18 protein-coding genes are annotated in these 23,753 nt (G+C 60.5%); 13 read left to right on the top strand and 5 right to left on the bottom strand.

Translation table 11 applies throughout. The features are described 5' to 3' along the window. Positions 1–64 precede the first annotated feature (64 nt). From ACO07N_RS03035 to ACO07N_RS02990, 10 genes are all read left to right on the top strand, one after another. Entirely contained in the window at positions 65–874 is an 810-nt protein-coding gene (locus tag ACO07N_RS03035; protein ID WP_421979614.1) for an N-formylglutamate amidohydrolase, read from the top strand. Further along, complete coding sequence (locus ACO07N_RS03030) at positions 867–1,463, top strand: TRAP transporter small permease subunit (RefSeq protein ID WP_421979613.1); 597 nt, start codon at positions 867–869, stop codon at positions 1,461–1,463. Before ACO07N_RS03035 ends, ACO07N_RS03030 begins: the two co-directional genes overlap by 8 nt. Further along, positions 1,463–2,803 (top strand): TRAP transporter large permease, encoded by a 1,341-nt coding sequence (locus ACO07N_RS03025; RefSeq protein WP_421979612.1) that lies wholly within the window; start codon positions 1,463–1,465, stop codon positions 2,801–2,803. Before ACO07N_RS03030 ends, ACO07N_RS03025 begins: the two co-directional genes overlap by 1 nt. Positions 2,804–2,923: 120 nt before the next feature. Then, positions 2,924–3,973: a TRAP transporter substrate-binding protein gene (locus ACO07N_RS03020; RefSeq protein WP_421979611.1), complete on the top strand. Its 1,050-nt coding sequence runs from the start codon at positions 2,924–2,926 to the stop codon at positions 3,971–3,973. A 92-nt stretch (positions 3,974–4,065) separates the two neighbouring features. Further along, a complete protein-coding gene (locus ACO07N_RS03015; protein WP_421979610.1) occupies positions 4,066–5,433 on the top strand; it encodes a glutamine synthetase family protein in 1,368 nt (455 codons plus the stop codon). 192 nt (positions 5,434–5,625) lie between these two features. After that, on the top strand, positions 5,626–7,014 hold the full coding sequence (locus ACO07N_RS03010; RefSeq protein ID WP_421979609.1) for an aldehyde dehydrogenase family protein: 1,389 nt from the start codon (positions 5,626–5,628) through the stop codon (positions 7,012–7,014). Positions 7,015–7,243: 229 nt separating this feature from the next. Continuing rightward, entirely contained in the window at positions 7,244–8,407 is a 1,164-nt protein-coding gene (locus tag ACO07N_RS03005; RefSeq protein WP_421979608.1) for an iron-containing alcohol dehydrogenase, read from the top strand. 171 nt (positions 8,408–8,578) lie between these two features. Continuing rightward, a complete protein-coding gene (locus ACO07N_RS03000; protein ID WP_421979607.1) occupies positions 8,579–9,637 on the top strand; it encodes an OmpA family protein in 1,059 nt (352 codons plus the stop codon). After that, the gene (locus tag ACO07N_RS02995; RefSeq protein WP_421979606.1) at positions 9,627–11,159 is read left to right on the top strand and encodes a caspase family protein; all 1,533 of its coding nucleotides are present in this window, start codon (positions 9,627–9,629) and stop codon (positions 11,157–11,159) included. The genes ACO07N_RS03000 and ACO07N_RS02995 overlap by 11 nt, the downstream gene beginning before the upstream one ends. Positions 11,160–11,457: 298 nt before the next feature. Then, positions 11,458–12,573, top strand: coding sequence for an RNA ligase (locus ACO07N_RS02990; RefSeq protein ID WP_421979605.1), 1,116 nt, complete (start codon positions 11,458–11,460; stop codon positions 12,571–12,573). A gap of 174 nt (positions 12,574–12,747) precedes the next feature. Here ACO07N_RS02990 and ACO07N_RS02985 read toward each other — a convergent pair whose 3' ends face one another. After that, positions 12,748–13,287, bottom strand: coding sequence for a carbonic anhydrase (locus ACO07N_RS02985; RefSeq protein ID WP_421979604.1), 540 nt, complete (start codon positions 13,285–13,287; stop codon positions 12,748–12,750). 28 nt (positions 13,288–13,315) lie between these two features. Next, positions 13,316–14,416 carry an NmrA family NAD(P)-binding protein gene (locus ACO07N_RS02980; protein ID WP_421979603.1) on the bottom strand — a complete coding sequence of 367 codons (1,101 nt, stop codon included), beginning with the start codon at positions 14,414–14,416 and terminating at the stop codon, positions 13,316–13,318. 92 nt (positions 14,417–14,508) lie between these two features. On the opposite strand from ACO07N_RS02980, the gene ACO07N_RS02975 reads away from it, so the two are divergent. Then, a complete protein-coding gene (locus ACO07N_RS02975; RefSeq protein ID WP_421979602.1) occupies positions 14,509–15,081 on the top strand; it encodes a TetR/AcrR family transcriptional regulator in 573 nt (190 codons plus the stop codon). Between the two features lie 841 nt (positions 15,082–15,922). Here ACO07N_RS02975 and ACO07N_RS02970 read toward each other — a convergent pair. After that, positions 15,923–16,435, bottom strand: a complete 513-nt coding sequence (locus ACO07N_RS02970) for a hypothetical protein (protein ID WP_421979601.1) — start codon at positions 16,433–16,435, stop codon at positions 15,923–15,925. 192 nt (positions 16,436–16,627) lie between these two features. Next, on the bottom strand, positions 16,628–18,214 hold the full coding sequence (gene rtcR, locus ACO07N_RS02965; protein WP_421979600.1) for an RNA repair transcriptional activator RtcR: 1,587 nt from the start codon (positions 18,212–18,214) through the stop codon (positions 16,628–16,630). A gap of 208 nt (positions 18,215–18,422) precedes the next feature. On the opposite strand from rtcR, the gene ACO07N_RS02960 reads away from it, so the two are divergent. Together ACO07N_RS02960 and ACO07N_RS02955 are read left to right on the top strand one after the other, a co-directional pair. Next, positions 18,423–19,997, top strand: a complete 1,575-nt coding sequence (locus ACO07N_RS02960; protein WP_421979599.1) for an RNA-binding protein — start codon at positions 18,423–18,425, stop codon at positions 19,995–19,997. Between the two features lie 985 nt (positions 19,998–20,982). Further along, positions 20,983–22,389 carry an RtcB family protein gene (locus ACO07N_RS02955; RefSeq protein ID WP_421979598.1) on the top strand — a complete coding sequence of 469 codons (1,407 nt, stop codon included), beginning with the start codon at positions 20,983–20,985 and terminating at the stop codon, positions 22,387–22,389. Between the two features lie 32 nt (positions 22,390–22,421). Here the strand turns inward: ACO07N_RS02955 and ACO07N_RS02950 are convergent, their stop codons facing one another. Further along, the gene (locus ACO07N_RS02950; protein WP_421979597.1) at positions 22,422–23,624 is read right to left on the bottom strand and encodes a multidrug effflux MFS transporter; all 1,203 of its coding nucleotides are present in this window, start codon (positions 23,622–23,624) and stop codon (positions 22,422–22,424) included. Between the last annotated feature and the right edge of the window lie 129 nt (positions 23,625–23,753).

Genomic DNA, 23,753 nt, shown 5'->3' with positions numbered 1-23,753 from the left:
CAAGCGGCAATCCTGTAATAAACATTACAAAATCACGGTCGTGGATTTTCAAGGGGAACGGGGAATGGGTGAAAGCCCTGCGAACGGCGTGACATCAGGGGCCGTGGCGATCGAGAACGCCGCCGGCGAAGGCGCGTTCGTTTTCGTCTGCGACCATGCCTCGAACTATTTTCCGCCGCCCTATGATCAATGCCTCGGCGTCACCGAAACGGAGAAATCCGCCCATATTTCGTGGGATCCGGGCGCGCTGGGTGTCGCGAAGGGGCTTGCGGACCGGCTCGACTCGCCGCTGGTGCACACCACGATTTCTCGGCTGATCATCGATTGCAACCGGGACGAGGACCGGGACGATCTCATACCGAGCTTGAGCGAGACCACGGAGATCTCCGGAAACAGGGATCTGCCCGAAGACGAGAAATCCTTCCGGCTCGATCTCGTTCACCGCCCGTTTCACAGGGCGATCGACGAGGTCATCGAGGCGCGGCGGGAACGCGGGCTCGCTACCGCCGTGGTCTCGGTTCATTCCTTCACGCCCGTCTACAAGGGCCGGAGCCGGCCCTGGGAAATCGGACTGATCTCGGACAGGGACCGCAGTCTTGCAGAACCTGTTCTTGCCGGCCTCGAAACCCTTGGCGACCTGACAGTGGGCGACAACGAGCCTTACGCGCCTTCCGACGGCGTCTATTACACGATCCACCGGCATGGCGAAGACCGGCAGCTTCCCTGCCTGATGATCGAGATCCGGAACGACGAGATCACCACACCGGATCAGGAAACGCACTGGGCAGACCTTCTGGCGCCTCTGCTGGCCGAGGCGGTGCATGCCGGCTCGCCTGCAGACGGGCCGCTTGCTGCAGGAGGTGCCGATGCTTAAGGCGGCACGCGTCTATGTCCGCATCGTCGACGGCTTCAATCGCGGTCTCGGCAAGGTGATCATGTGGGGTGTTTTCGTCATGGCCGGCATCCTGCTCTGGTCGTCCATGTCGAAAACCTTCTTCTCACCCTCGCTCTGGACACTTGAAGTCGCCCAGTTTGCGATGGTCGCCTATTACGTTCTCGGCGGTCCGTACTCGATCCAGCTGGGATCGAATGTCCGGATGGATCTTTTGTATGCCGAGTGGAGCGATAAGAAAAAGGCCTGGTTCGATGCCTTTACGGTGCTGCTGCTGCTCTTCTATCTCGGTGTCCTCATGTATGGCGCGCTGAATTCCTTCGCGTATTCGCTGGGACATTTCACCCAGGAGCCGTTCACGTTCTACAAAGATCTGATCCTGGCCTTTTTGACGGGCGGTCCGTCCGCCGCAAACGAAGTGCTCGGTTTCGTTGAACGGAGCCCGACCGCGTGGCGGCCTTACATTTGGCCGGTCAAGCTGATCATGATCCTCGGGTTCTTCCTGATGCTACTCCAGGTATTTGCGGAATTCCTCAAGGATATTGCCCGCATCAAGGGGGAGACGATCTGATGTCGTATGAGATGATCGCCCTTCTGATGTTCTCGTCGATGATGCTGATGCTGTTGACAGGTCAGCGGGTGTTCGGTGCGATCGGCGGGATCGCGTCCATTGCTGCAATTCTGCTCTGGGGCACCGGCGGCGGCGACATTCCCTTTTCCGCGGCGATGAAGCTGATGAAGTGGTATCCGCTGCTGACCCTGCCGATGTTCATCTTCATGGGGTATGTCCTGTCGGAAACAAAGATCGCGGACGATCTCTACAAGATGTTCCATGTCTGGATGGGGCCGATCAACGGGGGGCTGGCGATCGGAACGATCCTGCTGATGGTGCTGATCTCGGCCATGAACGGCCTCTCCGTTGCCGGGATGGCCATCGGCGCGACGATCGCGCTGCCGGAACTGCTCAAACGGAAATACGACAAGCGCATGGTCACGGGCGTGATCCAGGCCGGGTCATCGCTCGGGATCCTTGTGCCACCGTCAGTCGTCCTGGTGCTTTACGCCATGATCGCGCGGGCGCCTGTCGGCCAGCTCTGGCTTGCAGGTGCGGTTCCGGGCCTGATGATGGCCGCGCTGTTCGTTGTCTACATCGCAATCAGATGCCGGATCCAGCCCGAGCTCGGGCCTGCGATTTCGGACGAAGATCGCGATGCATCACAGGAAAACAAGTACGTCCTTCTGCTCGCCGGTCTGCTGCCGCTCTTCATCTTTGCGGTCATGATGGTGCCATTCGTGATGGGTAAAACCAGCCTTGTGGAAGCCTCGGCGGTCGGCGCGCTGACGGCCTTGCTCGCTTCGATCGTCAAGCGGCGGATGACGTGGGACATCCTGATCCTGTGTCTCAGGAACACGCTCGGCATTTCCTGCATGTTCATGTGGATCATCCTGGCGGCTCTCGGTTTCGGCGCTGTCTTCGACGGGCTAGGTGCGGTCAAGGCGATCGAGAACCTCTTTACCGAACAGCTCGGCCTGTCGCCCTGGATGATCCTGATCCTGATGCAGTTGTCGTTCCTTGTCATGGGAACCTTTTTGGACGACACGGCGATGCTGGTGATCGTGGCGCCGCTCTATGTTCCGCTTGTTGGATCTCTGGATCTCGGCATGCCGCGCGGAGACATCCTTATCTGGTATGGTGTGCTCTACACGATCACGACCCAGATCGCCTACATGACGCCGCCCTTCGGCTACAATCTCTTTCTCATGCGGGCGATGGCGCCAAAGGACATCACCCTTCGCGACATCTACGGCTCGATCACACCTTTCGTCCTGGTGATGGTTCTGGCGCTGGCACTGGTCATGCTTTTCCCGCAAATCGCGCTTTGGCTGCCAAATCTGGTCTATGGCAAATGACAACGAGAAACGGGACAATAAAGATAAGATCCGGAAGAAACGGATTTTTAGCAGCGGACTCTAGCGGACCTGAAAAAGGTCCGGCCGCATGGATCGTGAACTTAATAAGGGGAACATGTGATGACTAACAGACGTGATTTTCTGAAAAACGCAGGTTTGGGAACAGCAGCTGCTGCCGGAGCCACGACGCTGGCGGCACCTGCCGTGCTGGCGCAGGAGCCGATCAAATGGCGGCTGCAGACCTATGCCGGCGGTGCGCTTGGCGAACATGTGACGAAGCCGATGGTGGACTACGTCAACAACGCCTCCAACGGCGAGCTGCAGATCGAACTGTTCTATGCTGACCAGATCGTTCCGACAGGCGAACTGTTCCAGGCTCTCCAGCGCGGCACCATCGACGCTGTTCACTCAGACGACGATTCCATGGCGTCGCCCACGCCGCTGCGTCAGTTCGGCGGGTACTTCCCGTTCGCGACCAAGCACATTCTGGACGTGCCCGTGCTGTTCAACCAGTACGGTCTTGCGGACATTTGGCGGTCGGAATACGAAAAGGTCGGCGTGTCCTGGATTTCCGCCGCAGGTCAGGACCCGTGCAACTTCAACACCAAGAAGGAAATCAAGTCTGTCGCGGATCTGGAAGGGCTGAAGCTCTACACGTTCCCGACGGCTGGCCGTTTCCTGTCCAAGTTCGGTGTTGTTCCGGTCTCCATTCCTTACGAAGATGCCGAAGTTGCGGTGCAGACCGGCGAACTCGACGGGATGGCATGGTCCGGCATCACGGAAGACTACACGGTCGGTTGGGCGGACGTGACCGACTACTTCCTGACCAACAACATTTCGGGTGCCTGGATCGGTTCCTGGTTTGTCAACCAGAAGCGCTGGGCAGACCTGCCGGATCACCTGAAACAACTCGTGATGGCTGCCACTGAAGCCGGTCACACCTATCGTAACCAGTGGTACTGGGGCGGTGAGGCACGGCTGCGCGCAACAGGCGACAAGCTGCAGCTTCGCACGGTTCCGGCTGCCGAATGGGCCGAGGTTGAAAACGCGGCGAAGGATTTCTGGAAAGAGATTGCTGCAGAAGGCGAGTTGCAGGCCAAGATCATCTCGATCTTCGAGGAATACAACTCGGTAATCAACCAGGCAGGACCTCCCTACAACTTCGGTTGAGTCTCGCCAATCCGGCTCCGGAGACCTGTTTCTCCGGGGCCGTACCTTTTCGTGCCGATGAACCGTTCACATAAACCTGCGGAAACCCTAAAATGCCAGGCAACCTGACCTTTGATGCACTGAAGACGCTGGTCTCATCCGGCGAGATTGATACGGTGCTTGCGTGTATTGTCGATATGCAGGGGCGGTTGATGGGCAAGCGCTTCCACGCGCAGCATTTCGTCGACACGGCCTATGACGAGACCCATTGCTGCAACTACCTGCTGGCGACCGACATCGAGATGTATACGGTCGAAGGCTATGCGGCGACGAGCTGGTCGGGTGGCTATGGCGACTACGTGATGAAGCCGGACCTTTCCAGCATCCGCAGGGTTCCCTGGCTCGAAGCCACGGCCATGGTGATGTGCGACGTACAGGATCATCACACTCACGCGGACGTTCCCCATTCGCCGCGCGCGATGCTCAAGGCGCAGGTCGCCCGGCTCGCCGACATGGGGTTGACGCCGATCATGGCGACCGAACTGGAGTTCTTCCTGTTCGAGAAGAGTTTCGACGAGATCCGCAAGGAGGGCTTCCGCGATCTCGAGCCGATTTCCGGCTATAACGAGGACTATCACATCCTGCAGACGACCAAGGAAGAGGACGTCTTGCGTCCGGTCCGCAACGGTCTCTTCGGCGCGGGCATCCCGGTGGAGAACACCAAGGGCGAAGCGGAGACCGGGCAGGAAGAGCTCAATATCAAGTACGCACCGGCGCTTGATACGGCCGAGTATCACACGATCGCAAAACATGCGGTCAAGGAGATCGCCTGGGCGAAGGGGCGCTCGGTGTCCTTCCTTGCCAAGTGGCGCAGCGACAAGGTCGGCTCGTCATCGCATGTGCACCATTCGCTGTTCGATCAGAAAGGCAACAACGTCTTCTGCGACGACAAGGCGGAGCTCGGCATGTCGGACATGATGCGTCATTACCTTGCCGGCCTGATCAAATATGCGCCGGACTACACCTATTTCCTGGCGCCCTACATCAATAGCTACAAGCGGTTCCAGAAAGGCACCTTTGCACCGACCAAGACGGTCTGGTCGGTGGACAACCGGACTGCCGGCTTCCGCTTGTGCGGCGAAGGCACCAAGGCGCTGCGGGTGGAATGCCGGATCGGCGGATCGGACCTCAATCCCTATCTCGCGCTGGCCGCGCTGATTGCCGCCGGCATCAAGGGACTGGAAGAAAAGCTGCCGCTCGATCCGCCGACAACCGGCGATGTCTACGAAAACCGCAGGGCCAGGGAAATCCCGCACACCCTGCGCGATGCGCGCGACACGCTTCGCAAGTCGAAGTTCCTGCGCGAAGCGTTTTCCGATGCGGTGATCGATCACTATGCGCGTGCAGCAGAATGGGAAATCGAGGAATTCGACCGGGCGGTCACGGACTACGAAATCGCCCGGGGTTTCGAACGGGCCTAGCAAAACGAAGGGCGCCCCGGCCATCCTTTCATCCTGAGGAAGCGCGTTTGCGCTGTCTCGAAGGATGGGCGGCAGGTTCCGGACAAGCGGCCCATCCTTCGAGACGAACCTTCCGGTTCTCCTCAGGATGAGGGCACCTTCAAGAACAACGCAATCGAAGAAACCTCGCAAAGAGGATGTAGTGAGGCAACAATGTCAGATGTGATCAAACTGGTCTCGCCCGTTGACGGGTCGGTTTATGCGGAGCGTCCTGCGCTGGACGAGGCTGCGGTCGAAAAGATCGTGTCGGCTGCCAGGAGCGCGCAGGCCGGGTGGGCGGCCACCCCGATTGCCGAGCGCGTTGCCTTGTGCATGAAGGCGCTGGAAGCACTGAAGGCGATGAACGACGATGTCGTGCCGGAACTTGCGTGGCAAATGGGCCGTCCCGTGCGCTATGGCGGTGAGCTAGGCGGCACGGTCGAACGCACCGAATATTGCGCCTCCATCGCCGCGGATGCGCTGGCCGATATCGAGCGCACTGACAAGCCGGGCTTCAAGCGCTACCTCCGGCGGGTGCCGCTCGGCATCGTCATGGTGATCGCACCCTGGAACTACCCGTTCATGACGGCGATCAACACGATTATGCCCGCCCTGATGGCGGGGAACGCCGTGGTGCTCAAGCATGCTGCGCAGACGCTGCTTGTGGGTGAGCGACTTGCGCAGGCCTTTGAAACGGCGGGTTTGCCGAAGGGCGTATTCCAGAACATCGTGCTGACGCATTCGGGCACCGAGAAGCTGCTCGGCTCCGGCCTGATCGATCATGTCAATTTCACCGGATCCGTCGCCGGTGGCCGTGCCATCGAAAAGGCGCTGGCCGGCACGTTCGCAACGCTCGGTCTTGAACTCGGCGGCAAGGATCCGGCCTATGTGCGCGCCGATGCCGATCTGGATTATGCCATCGGCAATCTCGTCGACGGCGCATTCTACAATGCCGGTCAGTGCTGTTGCGGCATCGAACGCGTCTACGTGCATGAGAGCCAGTTCGACAGGTTCGTGGACGGCTTTGTCGATCTGACGAAGCAGTATCAGCTGGGCAACCCGCTGGATGAGGCAACCACGCTTGGCCCGATGGCGCAGGCCCGGTTCGCGGCCTGGGTGCGCGAGCAGACAGACGAAGCGCTGCGCAAGGGCGCGAAGGCGCATATCGACATGTCGGCGTTTTCGGAGAACAAGGACGGCACGCCGTATCTGGCACCGCAGGTCCTGACCGACGTGAACCACCAGATGTCGGTGATGCGGGAGGAGAGTTTCGGACCGGTTGTCGGCATCATGAAGGTGAAGGACGACGAGGAAGCGCTGCAGTTCATGAACGACAGCCCGTACGGCCTGACCGCGTCGATCTGGACCGAAGACGTCGAGGCCGCGGCGCAGATCGGCGACAGGATCGAAACGGGCACGGTCTTCATGAACCGCTGCGATTATCTCGATCCGGCGCTTGTCTGGACCGGCGTCAAGGAAACCGGCAAGGGTGCCGCGCTTTCCGAGATCGGCTTCCACAACCTGACCCGGCCGAAATCGTTCCACTTCCGCGTGGACCATTGAGCCAGGAGAAAAGGCACAGACACGCTGCCGGCCTTCTGAATTGCCATCCCGGCCGCGCCACATCGGGCAGCCGGGATCCAGTTTCCGGAACCGGTGAACGCTTGCACCGAGGTGCACTGGATCCCTGCCTGCGCCGGGAGGATAAACCGGAGGATCGTTAGCCGCCCCGCGCACGCGCGCGAACACCCGTTTCGACGAACGACATTCAATTTGAACACACGAGATCGCCATGAGCACACTTCCCAACGTCAACTGGTCCTATCCAACGTCCGTCCGTTTCGGCGCCGGCCGCATCAAGGAACTGCCGGATGCCGTGAAGGCGGTCGGCATGACCAATCCCCTCTTGGTGACCGACCCGGGCCTTGCCGGTCTGCCGATGGTCGCCGACGCCATTGCAAGCCTCAAGGCTGCCGGACTGTCGGCTGCGGTCTTCTCCGACGTCAAGCCGAACCCGGTCGACAGCAACATCTCCGCCGGTGTCGCGGCCTTCAAGGCCGGCGGGCATGACGGGGTCATTGCCTTCGGCGGCGGCTCGGGTCTCGATGCCGGAAAGCTGATTGCCTTCATGTCCGGCCAGACGCGGCCGATCTGGGATTTCGAGGATGTCGGCGACTGGTGGACCCGGGCGGATGCCGACGGAATCGCTCCGATCATCGCGGTGCCGACGACCGCCGGAACCGGATCCGAAGTCGGACGGGCAGGCGTCGTCACCAACGAGGCAACTCATACCAAGAAGGTGATTTTCCATCCGAAGATGCTGCCGGAAATCGTGATCTGCGATCCGGAGCTCACGGTCGGCATGCCGCGCTTCATCACGATCGGAACCGGCATGGACGCCCTGGCGCATTGCCTGGAAGCCTATTCGGCGCCGATGTACCATCCGATGTCGGAAGGCATTGCGCTGGAAGGCATGCGCCTGGTGTTCGAGAACCTGCCGAAGGTCGCTGCCGACGGCACGGACCTGGAGGCGCGCGGCCATCTGATGAGCGCCGCCGCCATGGGGGCCGTCGCGTTCCAGAAGGGCCTCGGCGCGATCCATTCTCTGTCCCATCCGGTCGGTGCGCTCTATGACACCCACCACGGCATGACCAATGCCGTTTTCATGCCCTACGTGTTGCAGTTCAACAGGCCGGCGATCGAACAGAAATTCGAGCGGCTTTCCGGGTTCCTCGGGATCCCGGGCGGCTATCAGGGGGTGCTCGATGCCGTGCTCAAGTTGCGCGGCGACCTTGACGTACCGCACACACTGTCCGGTCTCAATGTCGACGACAGCAAGCGCGACCTGATCGCGGAGATGGCCATTGTCGATCCCACGGCGGGCGGCAATCCGGTCGCCCTCACGAAAGACGGTGCACTTGAGATCTTTGACAAGGCTCAGAGCGGCACTGTCTGACCGCTTGATGTGAGCAAGTGGAAAAGTCCCCTTCCTTGGCGCGATTCCGCACATAAGATCGCCGATCACTTGTGCGGAACATTGCATTGAGCCTACGCCGCTGTAAGACTAACGTAACGAATACGCCATTAGGGTAGCGCCGACGCCAGATTGAAGTGAGGGGACCTGATCATGACGGTTGCGCGGGTTGTTCTGTCATTCCTGTGTGTCGCCTGTCTTGTGTTCTCTTCGCAGGCGGTGACAGCACAGGGCAGCATTTTTGAACCGGGCTGGACATTGCAGCCGGACGCGTCGACCGTTCGCTTCCAGTCCGTGAAGAACCTGACAAAGGTCGAGAGCAGCGGCTTCGTCCAGTTCGAGGGAAAGATCGATCCGGACGGGGCTGCCGAAATCCGGATCTTCCTTGATTCCGTCGACACCAAGATCGATCTCAGAAACGTGCGCATGCGTTTCCTGTTCTTCGAAACCTTCGAGTTTCCGGAAGCCGTGATCTCCACGAAGATTGATCCGGCTGCGCTTGCCGATCTTTCCAAGCTGAGGCGGAAGATCATTCCGCTCACCTTCGATCTCAAGCTGCACGGTGTAAACAAGTCGCTTGAAACCGAAGTCGCAGTCACGCTTGTCGGTGAGGACATCGTCGCGGTTTCCTCCACGGCACCGATTTCTATCGCGACCAGCGACTTCAATCTGGACGGCGGCATCAAGAAGCTTGAAGAAGCTGCGAATGTCGCCATCGTTCCGTCGGCGACCGTGACCTTCGATTTCCTGTTCTCCAAGAATGCCGGCGAGCAGGTCGTTGCGGAAGCGAAGCCCGAGGTGACCGAGGCAGCGGCCACGGCAATCGAGCCGGAAGGAAACCTGGACGAGGAAGCCTGCAAGGGACGTTTCGAAATCCTTTCCCGCACGGACAATATCTATTTTGCCAGCGGCAGCGCCCGGCTCGATGCCAGGAGCGCTCCGCTGCTCGACAGCCTGGTTGACATTATTCAGCGCTGCCCGGATCTCAGGATCGAGGTCGGCGGCCACACGGACAGCGACGGCAGTGCTGCCGGAAACCAACGTTTGTCCGAACGGCGTGCCGCGGCGGTTGAAGATTATATCTCTGCGAAGAACGTGTCCGCACTGCGCATCTCCAGTGTCGGATATGGCGAGACCAGACCGGTTGCCTCCAACGACACACCTGACGGCAAGCGCCGCAACCGCCGTATCGAGTTTACCGTTGTCGAATAAGACCAGATTGCACCGGGCCCTGCTGTTTCTTCTGCCTGTCCTGTTCCTGTTTTCGCAGGCTCAGCAGGCATGGGCAGACGATGATGACACCGATGATCCGCGGCTGGCGCTGGTCGTCGGCAATTCGGCCTATACGCATGTGACGCCGCTCGACAACCCGAAGAACGATGCCGCACTGATGGCGGAATCCCTGGAGGCGGTCGGTTTCGACGTCATGCTGGTGACGGACGCAACCCGTGACGAGCTGACGCGCGCGATTGCCGATTTCGGACGAAAACTGCGCGATGCGGACGACGACGCAACGGGCCTCTTCTACTACGCAGGGCACGGCGTCCAGTCCTTTGGTGCAAACTTTCTGCTCCCGGTCGATGTCAATCTGTCCGATGCCGCCGATCTCAGCCTGGTTGCCGTTCCGGCACAGGCACTGCTGCGGCAGATGTTCTCCGCAAGGAACCAGACGAACATCGTGATCCTCGATGCCTGCCGCGACAATCCCTTTGAAGCCATTCCCGATCTCAACGAGAACGGCCTTGCGGAGATGAAGGCGCCGCGCGGCACGTTCCTGGCCTACTCGACGGGGCCGGGAGAAGTCGCCCTTGACGGAGTGGGGGCAAACAGCCCTTTCACCGGATCGCTTGCGCGCCGGATGTCGACCCCCGGTATTCCCATCGAAACGCTGTTCAAGAATGTGCGTCTCGATGTTCTGGAAGCAACCAACGGGGTTCAGACCCCCTGGGACACGTCCTCGATGACCGCGAACTTCCAGTTCGTGCCGGCCGTCATGCCATCACCTGCGGAGATCCAGGAGCGTCAGCTCTGGGAAACGGTGAAACTGAGCAAGGACCCGATCCAGGTCATGCTCTACCTGCGCGCCAATCCGGACAGCCGGTTCGCCGGCGAGGCCCGTTCGCTGCTGCAGGACCTCGTTTCCAGCGAGATGAAGGAAACCGCGGCCACCAGCGAGCCCGAGGTGCCCGCACAGGCGCCGGTTTCGGTCGACCCCAGCGACGCGGAGCGTGAGCTTATCGAGGCGGCGCGGCAGGCCGGCACAGCCGAGGCCTACAAGAATTACCTGGATACCTTTCCGGACGGACATTTTTCCGAACTGGCACGCCTGGAACTGCAGACGATCGAGCAGAACGAGCCACGGACGGATCCGATTTCGGACCCGGTTGTTCCGGTCGCGCCGGAACCCGAGGTGACGGCGGGAGAGACCGATGGCGGGCTCCCGGATGTCGTCGCCTTCAACACGCCGCTCGGGGCCGGTGATCCGGAAATCGCGACGCGCAGCATTTCTGACCTGATTTCCGCGAGCCCGCGCTTTCCACCGATCGAAGGACTGCCCGAGGCGGCCTGGAAAGACAAGACATGTGCGTCCTGCCATCAGTGGGAACAGGCGAATCTTTGCACCCAGGCCCAGACCTACATGAACGACCAGACCCGGGCCCTGACGAAGGAACATCCCTTCGGCGGCGTCTTCAAGCAGCTGCTCCGGATCTGGGCCGAAGGCGGATGCCAATAGAGCGTTTTCGCGGGCTTCTTTTTCTCGCATCCCCTGTTCGTATTCAGGCATATGAACGCGTTTGACCGCAAGGCCCATGTGTTGACTTTGGGTTGTGGTTGGTGTTGTGTGCGTGCAGGAGAACAGTCATGAATTTTGGTCAGTCAAATTTCAGCGAAACAGTGAACGTGTCACACCGAGAAGGTGGGACCGTTGGCGGCTGTGCTCCGGAGGTCGGATCGATTTGATCTAAGCAACCTTAAGATGTGAGCGCGAGCCGTCTCGATTGAGGCGGCTTTTTTTGTTTTTGGAGCCTGAAATGGAACTGGTTATCGACACGCTGGACGATGTTCTTCCGTTTATCGCACCCGATAGCGGAATCATTCATTCCATTCACGATGGCTATTCGGTCATCAACTACGTTTTTACGATCGACACCACATTCGAAACGGCCATTGCCCGGGAGTGCCGCGGCCTGAAATTTGATCGAAATGGAAAACTGATCGCGCGACCGTTCCATAAGTTTTTCAATCTCGGCGAAAAACGGCTTGCTCAGGAAGAGCCCTGGGATGCGGACCATGTCGTTATGGACAAGCTCGATGGTTCCATGGTCCATCCGGCGCTCGTGGGTGGTGAAATCGTGTTTATGACCCGGATGGGGATGTCGGCGCAGTCGAAGCAGGCCTGGAAGGAGGCGTCTTCGGAATTGCGTGACTTTTGCCGGGACATGATCGCAGCCGGGTTTACGCCGATATTCGAGTATACCTCGCCGGAAAACCGTGTCGTTCTTGCTTACGAAAAGCCGGAACTGACGCTCCTTGCCGTGCGGGACATGCGGTCGGGAACCTACATGCCGCATCCCGAGTTGGAGAAACTTGCACGGGAGTGCCATGTTCCGCTCGTCAATACCTTCGAGAGTGTCACGGACTACGCGTCCTTCTGGTCGCGAACGCGTGCTGAAGAGGATGTCGAGGGCTATGTCATAGCTTTTGAAGACGGTCATCGCGTAAAGGTCAAAACCGACGCCTATGCGCTGCGGCACAAGGCACTTGCCGGCCTGTCGCATGAAAAGAACCTTCTGGCATGGATCGCGACAGGTGCGACCGACGACGTTCTGCCGCTTTTGTCGCCTGAAGCCGGTGCGTTCGTTCAAGCGTATCAGGACAAGGTGCTTGACGGCGTCATTCGGTGGGCGGGTGACATCGAGAAGTTTGTAAGTGAGTACGGGCACTTGCCGCGTAAGGACTTTGCCATGCGCGCCAAACAGCAAATCGATCCAAAGCTCCAGGCCGTGGCTTTCGGGGCTCTGGATGGCAACCCCGTGCGTGACGGTCTCATGGAGGTCTTGAAAAGAGCATCGGCAAGCGACAAGAAAGTGGAGGCCGTGCGCGATCTCTTCGGAATGGAATGGCAACCGATCGAGCAGATCGAGTGACGCTGCCTGCGTGCCACGGAACACACTCTCAAAAGTCACCCCCGGCTTGGTGTTAAATGAGCCGGGGTGGCTGCACGTGTTTCGGCAGATGCTGTTTCAAGGGGGCTATCGAACAGCATGAAGGCTTTTCCGACTGTCGAAGGAGCGTCCGTTCACTGCATATCCCGCCAGGGATCAGTCGCGGAGATCTTCAAGCCTTCGTGGAGCGCTGATCTCGCGGGCGCGGCCGGTCTTTACGTCGTAAAGCAGTGCGGAGACCGTGAGTCCGCCGGGTATAACCGGCGCGTCGCTCAACCGGTCGATGTCACGCTTCAGGTCCGTCTCCTGATCCAGGATCGCGGACTGGGAGACGTCGATCCCCAATGTGCCGCGAAGCGCTTCTTGAAAACCGGGATTGGCAAAGTTCTGGGCGCCGCATTGCGTGTGCTGCATCAGGACCACATTGAATTCAGGCTCGGGGTTCCCGGTCATTTTGCCCACCATGAAGGCGAGGGTCGCGATTTCATCGATGACGGTCGGCGTGACCCGTCCGCCATTGTTGCGCAGGACAACGGCGTCCCCCAGCTCGAGACCGAGAACATGGGCCGGATCGACCCTGGCGTCGATGCAGGTGAGGATCAGCGTGCCGAGTTTCGGCAATACGGGAAGATCTGCGGCTGCAAACGTGTCCGCGAAGCGGCCGTTCCGTGTGAGCAAGGCTGTGGTGTCAGTCATGGTTCCGTATTCCTCCGGTTTCAGAAAATCAGGCGACTTTTGCGGGTGTTGAAAGCGGTGCCACCGGCGTATGGGTTTCGGTCCACTCCGGCGCATCCTGGCTGTATTTCGGGGCTGCAATCCGGACGTAGTCGCGCTGCGACTGGATGCGGTCGAGATCAAGGGCAGGGGTCAGCAGGATCTTCACGAACCCGGCCAGCGCACGCGCCGAGGCCGGCAGGCTCCGCTTCAGGTCCGGCTGTGCGGCCACCGTCCGGTGCACGATGGTCTCGAAGGTCTCGGGAGTCCGGCCTGTAAGACGCAGGACGTCGCCGGTCGGTGCGTTGACCGCAAAACTGCCGCGCCGGTATTCTTCTGCATAAATGGCGAGCTGAGAGACGGCGGCTTCCGAATAGTTTGACGGGGGCAGGGCGCGCAGGGCCTTGGTCATCATCTTCTCGGAGATGTCCATATAGCGGACGCGGCGGCCGAGCGCGCGTCCCATGGCTGCGGCAATGTCGTTCGGCGACAGCAGTTCCGGGCCGGTCGGGCGGTAGCTTCTGCCCGCGTGCGTCTCCGGATCGGTCAGCGCCGCAACGGCGACACCGGCGATATCCTCGTTCGATGGCGGCGCGTTTTTCTTTTCGTCCCCCGGTCCGAGCGGCATGGTGAAAAGTCCCAGATGCGCGGCCATGCCGATGACCATCAGGTAGTTGTCGGCAAACCATCCCGGGTCGACCGAGGTCACGCTCATGGCCGGAGACAGGCGGATCATCGCGTCGGAGAGATAGACTTCCCTGGTGAAGAGCGACGGGTGATCGGCAGAGCTGAGCCATTGCCCGAGTGTCACCACGTGTTCCAGGTTCGCCTCGTTCGCGGCGACCGTGAAGACCGCGTTGAAGTGCAGACCGTTGGGGGCCGTCGGCGCACACTGATAGGCACGCTTCACACCGTCCATTGCCGCGCGCATATCCGTCAGGGCGTATTGATTGCCGACGAAGATGTCTGCTCCGGCGCGCTCAAGCTGTGCCGAGCGGCTATCGCGCCGCCTGACAAACGCCCTCACCGGATAGCCTCTTTCGCGCAGTTGCAGAACGGTTGGCAGGCCGGTCTTTCCGGCTGCGCTGGTCACGAGGATCTTGGGTTTCACGATCAGGCGTCCTTTATAGATGATAATTGTAATCTAAAAATATAGATGATAGATGAAATCTATAATGTCAAGCCCCGGGGAGAGCCGCGCCCATGCCGCGAATGTCGGAAGCCGAAAAGCGTAAGTCACACAACAGGATATTGGAGAAAGCCGGCGAGATTTTCCGCGAACGCGGTGTCGAGACGACCAGTGTCTCCGACGTCATGCAGGCCGCCGGCCTGACCCATGGGGGCTTTTACCGGCACTTCAAATCGAAGGACGAACTCGTTGCCGCCGCGTTCAGGACGGCCGTGGATGGGGTCCTAGCCGACATGGAGGCCGCCGACGGTAGCGACGCGAAGGCGGCAGCGCGGCGTGACTACATCGACACCTACCTGTCGCTCTGCCATGTGGGCAGCCGGGGAGACGGATGTCCCCTGGCGGCGCTTGCCGGAGAGCTCAACAGAGGGGCACCGGATGCCCGCCGAGAAGGATTTGACGCCCTTCAGAGGACATCAGCGCAGCTCACGTCCGGGAACGACCCGGCCCAGGGACTTGCGACGCTTGCCCTGATGCTCGGCACCGTCACGCTGGCGCGCCTTGCAGACAACGACGCGGCGGCGGAGACCATGCTGGACGCCGGGCGCAAGGGCGTCTGTCTGATCCAGGACGACTGGCCGGCGTGAGTGGTGAGGTGACGTCAGAGAAGGGGAGGACGTTTGGTGGTTTTTCGAGTGTGCTTGGAACGGTGCAGTTTAATAGGTATTCCGAGATTGTCGTCCCGGTTTGCCGCATAAGCGGCAAGACCGGGATCCAGTATTCAATGTGGCTGGCAAAGGACATTGTCGGCTAGGTGGTGGTTACTGGATCCCTGCTTTCGCAGGGATGACAAGGAAAAAAGATCAGATGCTGGCTTCTGAAAGGCCGGGAATTGCCCTCGCAGGCTTGTTCGGGTCGTGAAGGTGCGGTGCAGTTTTTGCGGGTATTCCGAGATTGTCGTCCCGGTTTGCCGCACAAGCGGCAAGACCGGGACCCAGTATTCCGTGTGGCTGGCAAAGGACATCGTCGGCGAGGCTGGAGGTTACTGGATCCCAGCCTTCGCTGGGATGACAAATGAAGATCAGAAGCTGGTTTGAAACGTGGAGATTTCACTGCACGGGTCTGGCAACACCGGTCATCCCGGCCAAGCATCGCGCGAGCCGGGATCGGGGAGGCAGAGGTCTGACGGTTTGCGCTTTGTCCCTGCTATCGGAATAGGGCTCTCCGGCCCCGGGTCTCACGTTGTTCGCCCGGGGTGACGATCGAGGACGGAGATACGCTTGCTCCTGGCGTTGCTCACCTGACGGGGCGCCAAGCCTTGCCTTGACCTCATCCTGAGGAAGCGCGCAAGCGCTGTCTCGAAGGATGGCGGCAATCGTTGAACGATCCCGGATCATGGCCCTCAACGAAAAAGCGCGCCACGAGGTGGCGCGTTCTTTTCAGGTGGGCGTAGGCCGCCCTTATACTTGGACTTCCTCTTCTTGTTATTCAGGCGTTCTTTTGTTTTTCGATCACGTGCAGCATGGCGACCATGACGATGCCGTAAAGGACGTGGCCGATCAGGGCGACCCAGACGATGCCGGTGAAGTTCAGGAAGAAGGGCAGGCCTGCGAGGGAGGTGATGCCGCCGATGGCAAAGACCCAGAGACCGAAGCCGTAGATCGCGGACGGGATGAACCAGTGGGTGTTGCCGACCACGCGCTGCCACAGCGGTGCGAAAATGAACATCCAGCCGATGGGATAACCGATCAGTCCGACGACGTAGAAGTGAACGAAGTATCCGGCGAATGCATTGTTGGGAAGTCCGAGGCTGCCGAGCAGGCTCTGGGCCAGACCATGGGGGGAGAGCTTGGCGAAACCGAGCGCCGGGCTGATCACCTGGCCCCAGAGGTCGAAGGCGACCGTTGCGAAGAAACCGGAGACGAACATCAGCCCGAGCGTTGCGAAATTGATGGTGGGCAGGGCGCCGACCAACCTGTTTTCAGAAGTAAGTGTCATCATGTTCATTAGCCTTCCAGGTTACAGATCTTGTTGCGCCCTTGATTTAGGAAGGCCGTTGGTAACTTGCATTCAACTGGGTGTTCCCGGTTCTGACGTTTATTTCAACGCCCGCTCGCGGGTTTTCACGCGGACGCGATAGCGCCGTTATGAGCCTTGGAGGCGCCGACTCGGAGAGGGCGACCCGAACGCTCTCTAGGTTTCGTCCGCCGTGACGGCCGCCCAGTTCAGGCCGAACCGTTCCAGATATTTCTTGAGGCGGTCGGCGTCGTTGCGGCTTGTTCGGGTTGCGCGCGAGGCTGCGAACAGGGATCTGCCGGCAGCGCTCAGGGACGGGCTCTTGCGGCAGGCACGGATCACATAGGCCAGCTGAACCCTGTCGAAGGCGTCGATTTCCGTGACGCGGTCGCCAAGGAGATCTTGCAGCAAAACGTCATCGGGGTTCACTTCAGCACTTGTCCACTGGCGTTCAAGCGCTTCGACTTCCTGCTGCACGAGGGACAAGGTGATGCGTCCGCGCGGTGCCAGCGTGCACAGGCGCTGAACCGAGGCACCTAGGTCGCGAAAGTTGCCGGGCCAGGGCGTTGCCGGGGAAGCGGCGAAATCCAGGTACCGGGTTCGGGCGTCCGCGTTGAAACCGACCCGGTTGCCGAGCAGCTTTTCCGACCTGTCGAGTTCAAACTCGATATTGGGCTCGATGTCCTCGCGCCGTTCGGTGAGGGACGGCAGCCGGAACGTCCAGAGATTCAGCCTTGCGTAAAGATCCGGCCGGAACCGTCCTTCCGACACGAGTTGCCCGAGATTGCGGTTGGTACCCGCGATCAGCTGGAAACGGCTGGTGATCTCGTGATCGGAACCGACCGGCAGGAAGCGGCCGGTTTCAACCGCGTGCAGGATCATCGCCTGTTCGTCGAGGCCGAGTTCGTTGATCTCGTCCAGGAACAGGACGCCGCCATCGGCTTCGCGCAGCAAGCCGCGGCGGTCCGGGCTGCCGGTGCCCATCGATCCCCGGCGATGACCGAACAGGCTGGACATGGCGCGCTCACCTTTCAGGGTCGCGCAATTCACGTGAACCAGCCGGCCCTTGACCCTGCGCCGCTGGAGTTTCAGTTCGTAGATGCGTTCGGCCAGTTCGCTCTTGCCCGTGCCGGTGTCGCCGAGCAGCAGGAGAGGGGCATCGGTGTTGGTGGCGACCAGTTCGATCCGCTCGATGAGGCCGTTGAAGGCCGCGTTGCGCGTTTCTATGCCCGCCTTCAGGAGCGCATTGTATTCCTCGGCAACAAGATCGAACCGCTGCTGCAGGGCGTCGTAGCGCGACAGGTCGAGATCGACGATGTTGTACTGGCCGGCAATGTCGCCGTCCTCGCCGCGCGGCGGGGAGGTCTGCACCAGCTTGGCCGGAACGTGGCGGGATTCGGTTAGCAAAAACCAGCAGATCTGGGCGACGTGCGTTCCCGTCGTCAGGTGGACGAAATAATCCTCCCGGTCCTCGTCGAAGCCGTAGTCCCGAGCGAAATCGAAAAGGGCGCCATAGACTTCCTGAAAGTCCCAGGGATCGCGCAGATCGACCTGCTGCAGCCACACCTCGGTTGCAGGGCTGGCATCCTCGATCTCGCGTTTCACGTTCTGGGCCAGGCGATGATGGGCCCTGTCGTAGAGCAGTTCCAGGCGGTGCACCGGAAAGCGGCCATGCTGGGTCACGGCGATCGACGGCCGCCACCGGCGCTTCTTGCCAGCGTCCAGTTGGGTACCGAGAAAGCCGATGACAACGTTCTTTTTCAAGGATGCTTATCCAATTTTATAATTTGATATATTGGTTTATAAGAATGTATTCTTTCGAAAATGTCAATTTGGCGAAAAACTTATATATTTCAAATAGTTATCTTGATTTTGTTTTTTTGTTTTGCGGTGCGCCGGGTGCGGGCATTCTCCTTCTCAACACGGACATCAACCCCAACGCCTTCAGGGCGCGGATTTGAGGAGAGAGAAAATGGCGAACAAAACCCTGTTTGCATCCCAGCGCGGGCGCTTTTCCGGCAAAGCCGACGCCAGGAACCTGGCGGGCGGCAAGGCCTATGCCTACGAGTACCGTCACAAGCTGGCCCAGCTGGCGGCGACCGGGTCCATCGGCAACACGTTCTACCAGTCCGCCGAGCTTGAGCTGGAGGCGGTTCTGAAAGCCGCCGACATGGTTCCGGATGCGTTCCTGGCAAAGACGGCGGTCTACGCCCGTCAGAAGGGCAGGATGAAGGATCTGCCTGCGCTGTTGCTGGCGGTTCTGGCATCGCGTGACGCGGGTCTGTTCGCCAGGGCGTTTCCGCATGTGGTTACCAACGGCAGGATGCTGCGCAACTTCGTGCAGATCATGCGTTCCGGGCAGACGGGGCGCAAGTCGCTCGGCACACGGCCGAAGGCGCTTGTTCGCGGGTGGCTGAACGCGGCAACGGAGTATCAGCTGCTGCAGGCCTCGATCGGCAACGATCCGTCGCTGGCGGACGTCATCAAGATGGTGCACCCGAAACCGCGCGATGCCGAGCGAGATGCCCTGTTCGCGTGGCTGATCGGCAAGCCGTGTGACGTTGACAAGCTGCCGGAACAGGTCCGTGCCTACGTGGCGTTCAAGGAGAACCCGAAAGGCCGGGCACTGCCCGATGTCCCGTTCCAGATGCTGACGCATCTGCCGCTTTCGAAGGAAGACTGGACGAAGCTGGCGGAGCGCGGGACCTGGAACATGGTGCGCATGAACCTGAACACCTTCCTGCGCCACGGCGTCTTTGAAGGTGCAAGGTTCGAAAAGACGCCGGCAGTGCGTCTGGTGGCGGATATCCTGAAGGATCCGAAGCGGATCAGGAAGGCGCGTGCCTTCCCGTATCAGCTGCTGACGGGTTTTCAGGCCCTGTCGGACGAGATGCCGGCGGAGATCCGCGAGGCGATGCATGAAGCCATGGAGATCTCGGTCGCCAATGTCCCGGCCCTGAAGGGCCAGGTGGTTGTGTGCCCGGATGTCTCCGGGTCGATGGCCTCGCCGGTGACCGGGTACCGAAAGGGGGCGACGACGGTAACGCGCTGCGTTGATGTCGCGGCCCTGGTTGCCGCAGCCGTTCTGCGCCGAAACCGCGGGGCCACGGTCCTGCCGTTCGAGGTCAAGGTCCGGCCGGTTAAGCTGACCGGGCGAGACACCGTGATGACCAACGCCCGAAAGCTCACCGAGCAGTGGGGCGGCGGAACGAACTGTGCGGCACCGCTGGCGTGGCTGAATGCCAAGCGGCGTGCTCCGGATCTGGTCATCCTGGTTTCGGATAACCAGTCCTGGGCCGGGGTCCAGCAGGGTCACCAGACCGGTGTGATGCGTGAATGGGAAACGCTGAAAAGGCGTAACCCGGACGCAAAAATGGTGTGCATCGATATCGCGCCTTACGGGTCGACCCAGGCCAAGCCGCGGCCGGATATCCTCAACATCGGGGGCTTCTCCGATGCGGTGTTCGACCAGGTTGCGGCCTTCGCCAAGGGCACCATGACTGCCGACCAGTGGGTCGGCGAGATCGAGGCAATCGATCTCGAATGACACCCGAAAGCGCGGCGGGTAACCGCCCGCCACGCTGACAACGAGATTTGGCGGATGCCGAAGGAACTACATTGCTCCAGGATCGGAACAGTCCGAGCGGGTTCGACTCCCCTCCGGATCAATGGACATTCAATCGAAACCGAGTGAATGTCCAAAAGCTGATCGGTCCGAACGGGTCGATCAACTTGTCTGCGCCCTTTTGAGCGCAGGTTGATCGTGCACGCGCTCTCAGGCTTGAGCGGGGCTCTCCGGGTTTCTTCATTTTTGCCACCGCATCTCAACAAGAAATTGAACCGGTCAGGGCGAATGCCTGCAGAACTACATCGACTGTGGATCGCCAGGTTGCGGGTTCGAATCCCGCCGCTGCAACCAACTGATGCAGCGTAGCTCAACGGATAGAGCAGGAGTGTTTTGCACCCACCTTGTCGCCCTGACCGGCCTGACTTTTCGGCCGGACACGGACCGGCCCGGACACGAAACGGAGACCAGACGAAAATCGCGGTGGATGCCGGCAGGACTACATTCCTGACCATGAGTGTCCTGTCATTCCTTGCCGCCGCACCCGAATTCACGGTCAGGGCGAATGCCCGCAGAACTACATCGACTCATAATCGCCAGGTTGCGGGTTCGAGTCCCGCCGCTGCAACCAACTGAGGCAGCGTAGCTCAATCGGTAGAGCAGGAACGTTTTGCACTCATTTGTCGCCCTGACCGGAATTGAATTTGAACCAGGTATCTGAATGCGGCTCTGCCGCGATATCGGGGATGCCGGCAGGAATACAGGTAGACGCCTCCCGGCATGGCCGGGAGGGGAGGCGCGAATACGCCTCCCGTGCCAGTTCAAGTCTGGCCCGGAGCAATCCGGTGGCGGAAAAGATCTTGCCCGACCTTGCCCCGCATAGCCTGGCGGATGCCGGCAGAAGTGTTGTTCAATGCAACGCGTCCTGCCGCCGCTAGCCGCCAGGCGGGTATGAAGGAAGAAGACGATGACGAGTGAAACGGAAACGATGACGCTGACCAGCACGATGCTGACTGCCTGGGGCCATGAAGAAGGCAAGGCCTTCGGTGCCGCCCTCAGGGACGGCCAGGCCGCGCTTGATGAAGGCACGTCGCTGGAGGCCGTGCGCCAAATGCTGGAAAGCTACAAGCCGGACCCGGTTCTGCCGCTGGCCGCTTCGGGCGCAAAGCCGTTTCACGTCAACCTGGACGCAGAGGGCGAAGACGAAGAGGTGAACCTGAAGGCGGTCAAGCATCACATGACGGAGCTGATGCGCACACCGACGGTCGAAGCCGGGGCCATCATGCCGGACGCCTGTCCGGCCGGTCCGCTCGGAACCATTCCGGTCGGCGGTGTGGTGGCGGCGCGCGGTGCGATCCATCCGGGGATGCACAGTGCCGATATCTGCTGCTCGGTGATGATGACCGAGTTCGAGGATGCCGACCCGAAGGCGGTTCTGGATGCGGCGCATTCGGTGACCCATTTCGGCGGCGGCGGGCGTGCCAACGGCAAGCGCTTCACCATGTCGATGGACCTTTACGACCAGTTCCGCGAGAACCGGTTCCTGAACAATCCGAAGATCCTGCGTTCGGCGCAGGAGCATCTGGGGACCCAGGGCGACGGCAACCATTTCCTGTTTGTCGGCGTCTCCAGGAAAACCGGCAAGACCGCGATGGTGACCCATCACGGATCGCGCGGACCGGGCGCACTGCTCTACAGGATCGGCATGAGCGTTGCGGAAAAATACCGCAGGAAGCTGTCGCCGAAGACCTTGAAGCAGAATGCCTGGATCCCGTCCGAGAGCGAGGAAGGAAAAGCCTATTGGGACGCGTTGCAGCTGATCCGCAAGTGGACCAAGGCCAACCATAACGCTTTGCATCAGGCGACGGTCGAGGCGAGCGGTGCGAGCCACTCGGACCGTTTCTGGAACGAGCATAACTTCGTGTTCGAACGCGACGGGCTCTTCTACCACGGCAAGGGGGCAACGCCTGCCTGGGACGGCTATGCGTCCGACGCGACCGGCCTGACCCTGATCCCGCTGAACATGGCGGAGCCGGTTCTGGTCGTGCGCGGCAGGGATGCCGGTCATGCGCTCGGGTTCTCGCCGCATGGTGCTGGGCGCAACTTCTCGCGTTCCGAGCACAAGCGCCGTTCGCTCGGCAAGACGCCGGAAGAGATGCTCCGCGAAGAAACGGAAGGGCTCGACATCCGCTTCTTCGAGGAGAAGATCGACGTCTCCGAACTGCCGTCCGGCTACAAGAAGGCGGACGCGGTCGTCGCCCAGATCAAGAAATACGGTCTGGCCGAGATCGAGGACTATATCGATCCGTTCGGCTGCATCATGGCCGGCGATATCGAGCCGTTCTGGAAAAAGAAGAAAGGAGCAAGGCGGTAGTCCGCCTTGCTTCGCCATTCCTGGCGAAACGCTCAAGGCGTGGCCAGCGGCCTTGCCTTGGCGCGCCGTTCAAGAAGCAGGGCTGCAAAGGCAGCGGCCAGTCCGATGGCGGAACTGGCGAGCATGAGTGCAAGCACGGTGACGGGCTGATCGCCTGATCCGATCGCGATACCGGTCAGGCTTGTCAGCGCCGCGCCGCCGGCAAGCGCCATCGAACCGGTCAATCCCGCGGCACTCCCGGCAAGATCGGGTCTCACCGACATTGCGCCGGTGTTGCTGCCGGGCATGGTGATGCCGTTGCCGATGCCGACAAAGATCGTGCCGGCGAAAAAGGCGTAGGGCGACGCACCGCCCAGAAGAAACACCAGCAAGCCAACCGAAAGACCGATGCAGGCCGTGAGCCGCCCGACCAGCATCATTGCGGGCAGCGGCAGTCGTGACGAGAGTTTGCCCGCCAGAAAGCCGCCAGCGGAAAATCCGACGGTGATGCTGCCGATCAGAAACCCGAGTTCTGCGGTGGTCACACCGAAAGAAATTGTCGCGATCAGCGGTGCGCCGGCGAGAAAGATGAAGAAGGCGCCCACCGTGAAGGTCGAGCAGAGTGCATAAGCGGAAAAACGGGGGTCCTTGACGAGTTCAAGGATCGCGCGTGCCAGCGGCGGGGCGCCGTCCTGCCTGTCCGGTCTCGTTTCCCCCAGATCGAACCAGCAGAGCGCCAGGATCAGAAGTCCGCAGGTCGTGTAAAGATAAAAGCTGGAACGCCAGCCGAACGCGGTGTCCAGAAGCCCACCCAAGACAGGACCAAGCATGGGAACGACGGCCATGCACATGCTGATGTAACCGATCAGTCCCGCGGCCTGTTGCGGCGGGTTCGTGTCACGCACAATGGCAAGCGAAAGCGTGTTTCCGGCAACGATGCTTCCCTGCAGCATCCGGAACAGCAGAAACACCCAGATGTTCTCAGCCATTGCACAGACAAACGACGCAAAACTGAAGAGGACCAGCGCGGCGAGGAGGACAGGACGCCGGCCGTAGCGGTCTGCCAGCGGGCCGACGATCAGTTGTATGACTGCCGTTGCGGCCAGATAGCCCGCAATCGCGATGCTCACCAGGGCGTAGTCCGTCTGAAGGTCCACGGCGATCGTGCCGAGGGACGGCAGGAACATGTTCAGTGACAGCGGTGAAAACGCGGTCAGCAGAATGATCGTGACGAGATGTGGCGGTGTGCGGGCCAAGGGTTTCTCTAATCAGGTCAAGTCAAAAAAAATGCCCCCGATCCAGGCCGGGGGCACATGGAAAACGGCACGGACCGCCGCTATCGCTCCATGTGCTCGTGTCTCACCACAGTCTGAAAATGACGTGTC

Origin of the sequence: Roseibium sp. (assembly GCF_965229775.1) — a bacterium.
Taxonomy (GTDB): domain Bacteria; phylum Pseudomonadota; class Alphaproteobacteria; order Rhizobiales; family Stappiaceae; genus Roseibium.
The sequence above is the reverse complement of the archived record's forward strand: the minus strand, read 5'-3'. Positions and strand labels throughout refer to the sequence as shown.

What these genes read in the sequence shown, in the direction of transcription:
- ACO07N_RS03035 (WP_421979614.1), top strand. Translation starts at nt 65, where the DNA reads ATGGGTGAAAGCCCTGCGAACGGCGTGACATCAGGGGCCGTGGCGATC.
- ACO07N_RS03030 (WP_421979613.1), top strand. Translation starts at nt 867, where the DNA reads ATGCTTAAGGCGGCACGCGTCTATGTCCGCATCGTCGACGGCTTCAAT.
- ACO07N_RS03025 (WP_421979612.1), top strand. Translation starts at nt 1,463, where the DNA reads ATGTCGTATGAGATGATCGCCCTTCTGATGTTCTCGTCGATGATGCTG.
- ACO07N_RS03020 (WP_421979611.1), top strand. Translation starts at nt 2,924, where the DNA reads ATGACTAACAGACGTGATTTTCTGAAAAACGCAGGTTTGGGAACAGCA.
- ACO07N_RS03015 (WP_421979610.1), top strand. Translation starts at nt 4,066, where the DNA reads ATGCCAGGCAACCTGACCTTTGATGCACTGAAGACGCTGGTCTCATCC.
- ACO07N_RS03010 (WP_421979609.1), top strand. Translation starts at nt 5,626, where the DNA reads ATGTCAGATGTGATCAAACTGGTCTCGCCCGTTGACGGGTCGGTTTAT.
- ACO07N_RS03005 (WP_421979608.1), top strand. Translation starts at nt 7,244, where the DNA reads ATGAGCACACTTCCCAACGTCAACTGGTCCTATCCAACGTCCGTCCGT.
- ACO07N_RS03000 (WP_421979607.1), top strand. Translation starts at nt 8,579, where the DNA reads ATGACGGTTGCGCGGGTTGTTCTGTCATTCCTGTGTGTCGCCTGTCTT.
- ACO07N_RS02990 (WP_421979605.1), top strand. Translation starts at nt 11,458, where the DNA reads ATGGAACTGGTTATCGACACGCTGGACGATGTTCTTCCGTTTATCGCA.
- ACO07N_RS02985 (WP_421979604.1), bottom strand. Translation starts at nt 13,287, where the DNA reads ATGACTGACACCACAGCCTTGCTCACACGGAACGGCCGCTTCGCGGAC.
- ACO07N_RS02975 (WP_421979602.1), top strand. Translation starts at nt 14,509, where the DNA reads ATGCCGCGAATGTCGGAAGCCGAAAAGCGTAAGTCACACAACAGGATA.
- ACO07N_RS02970 (WP_421979601.1), bottom strand. Translation starts at nt 16,435, where the DNA reads ATGATGACACTTACTTCTGAAAACAGGTTGGTCGGCGCCCTGCCCACC.
- ACO07N_RS02960 (WP_421979599.1), top strand. Translation starts at nt 18,423, where the DNA reads ATGGCGAACAAAACCCTGTTTGCATCCCAGCGCGGGCGCTTTTCCGGC.
- ACO07N_RS02955 (WP_421979598.1), top strand. Translation starts at nt 20,983, where the DNA reads ATGACGAGTGAAACGGAAACGATGACGCTGACCAGCACGATGCTGACT.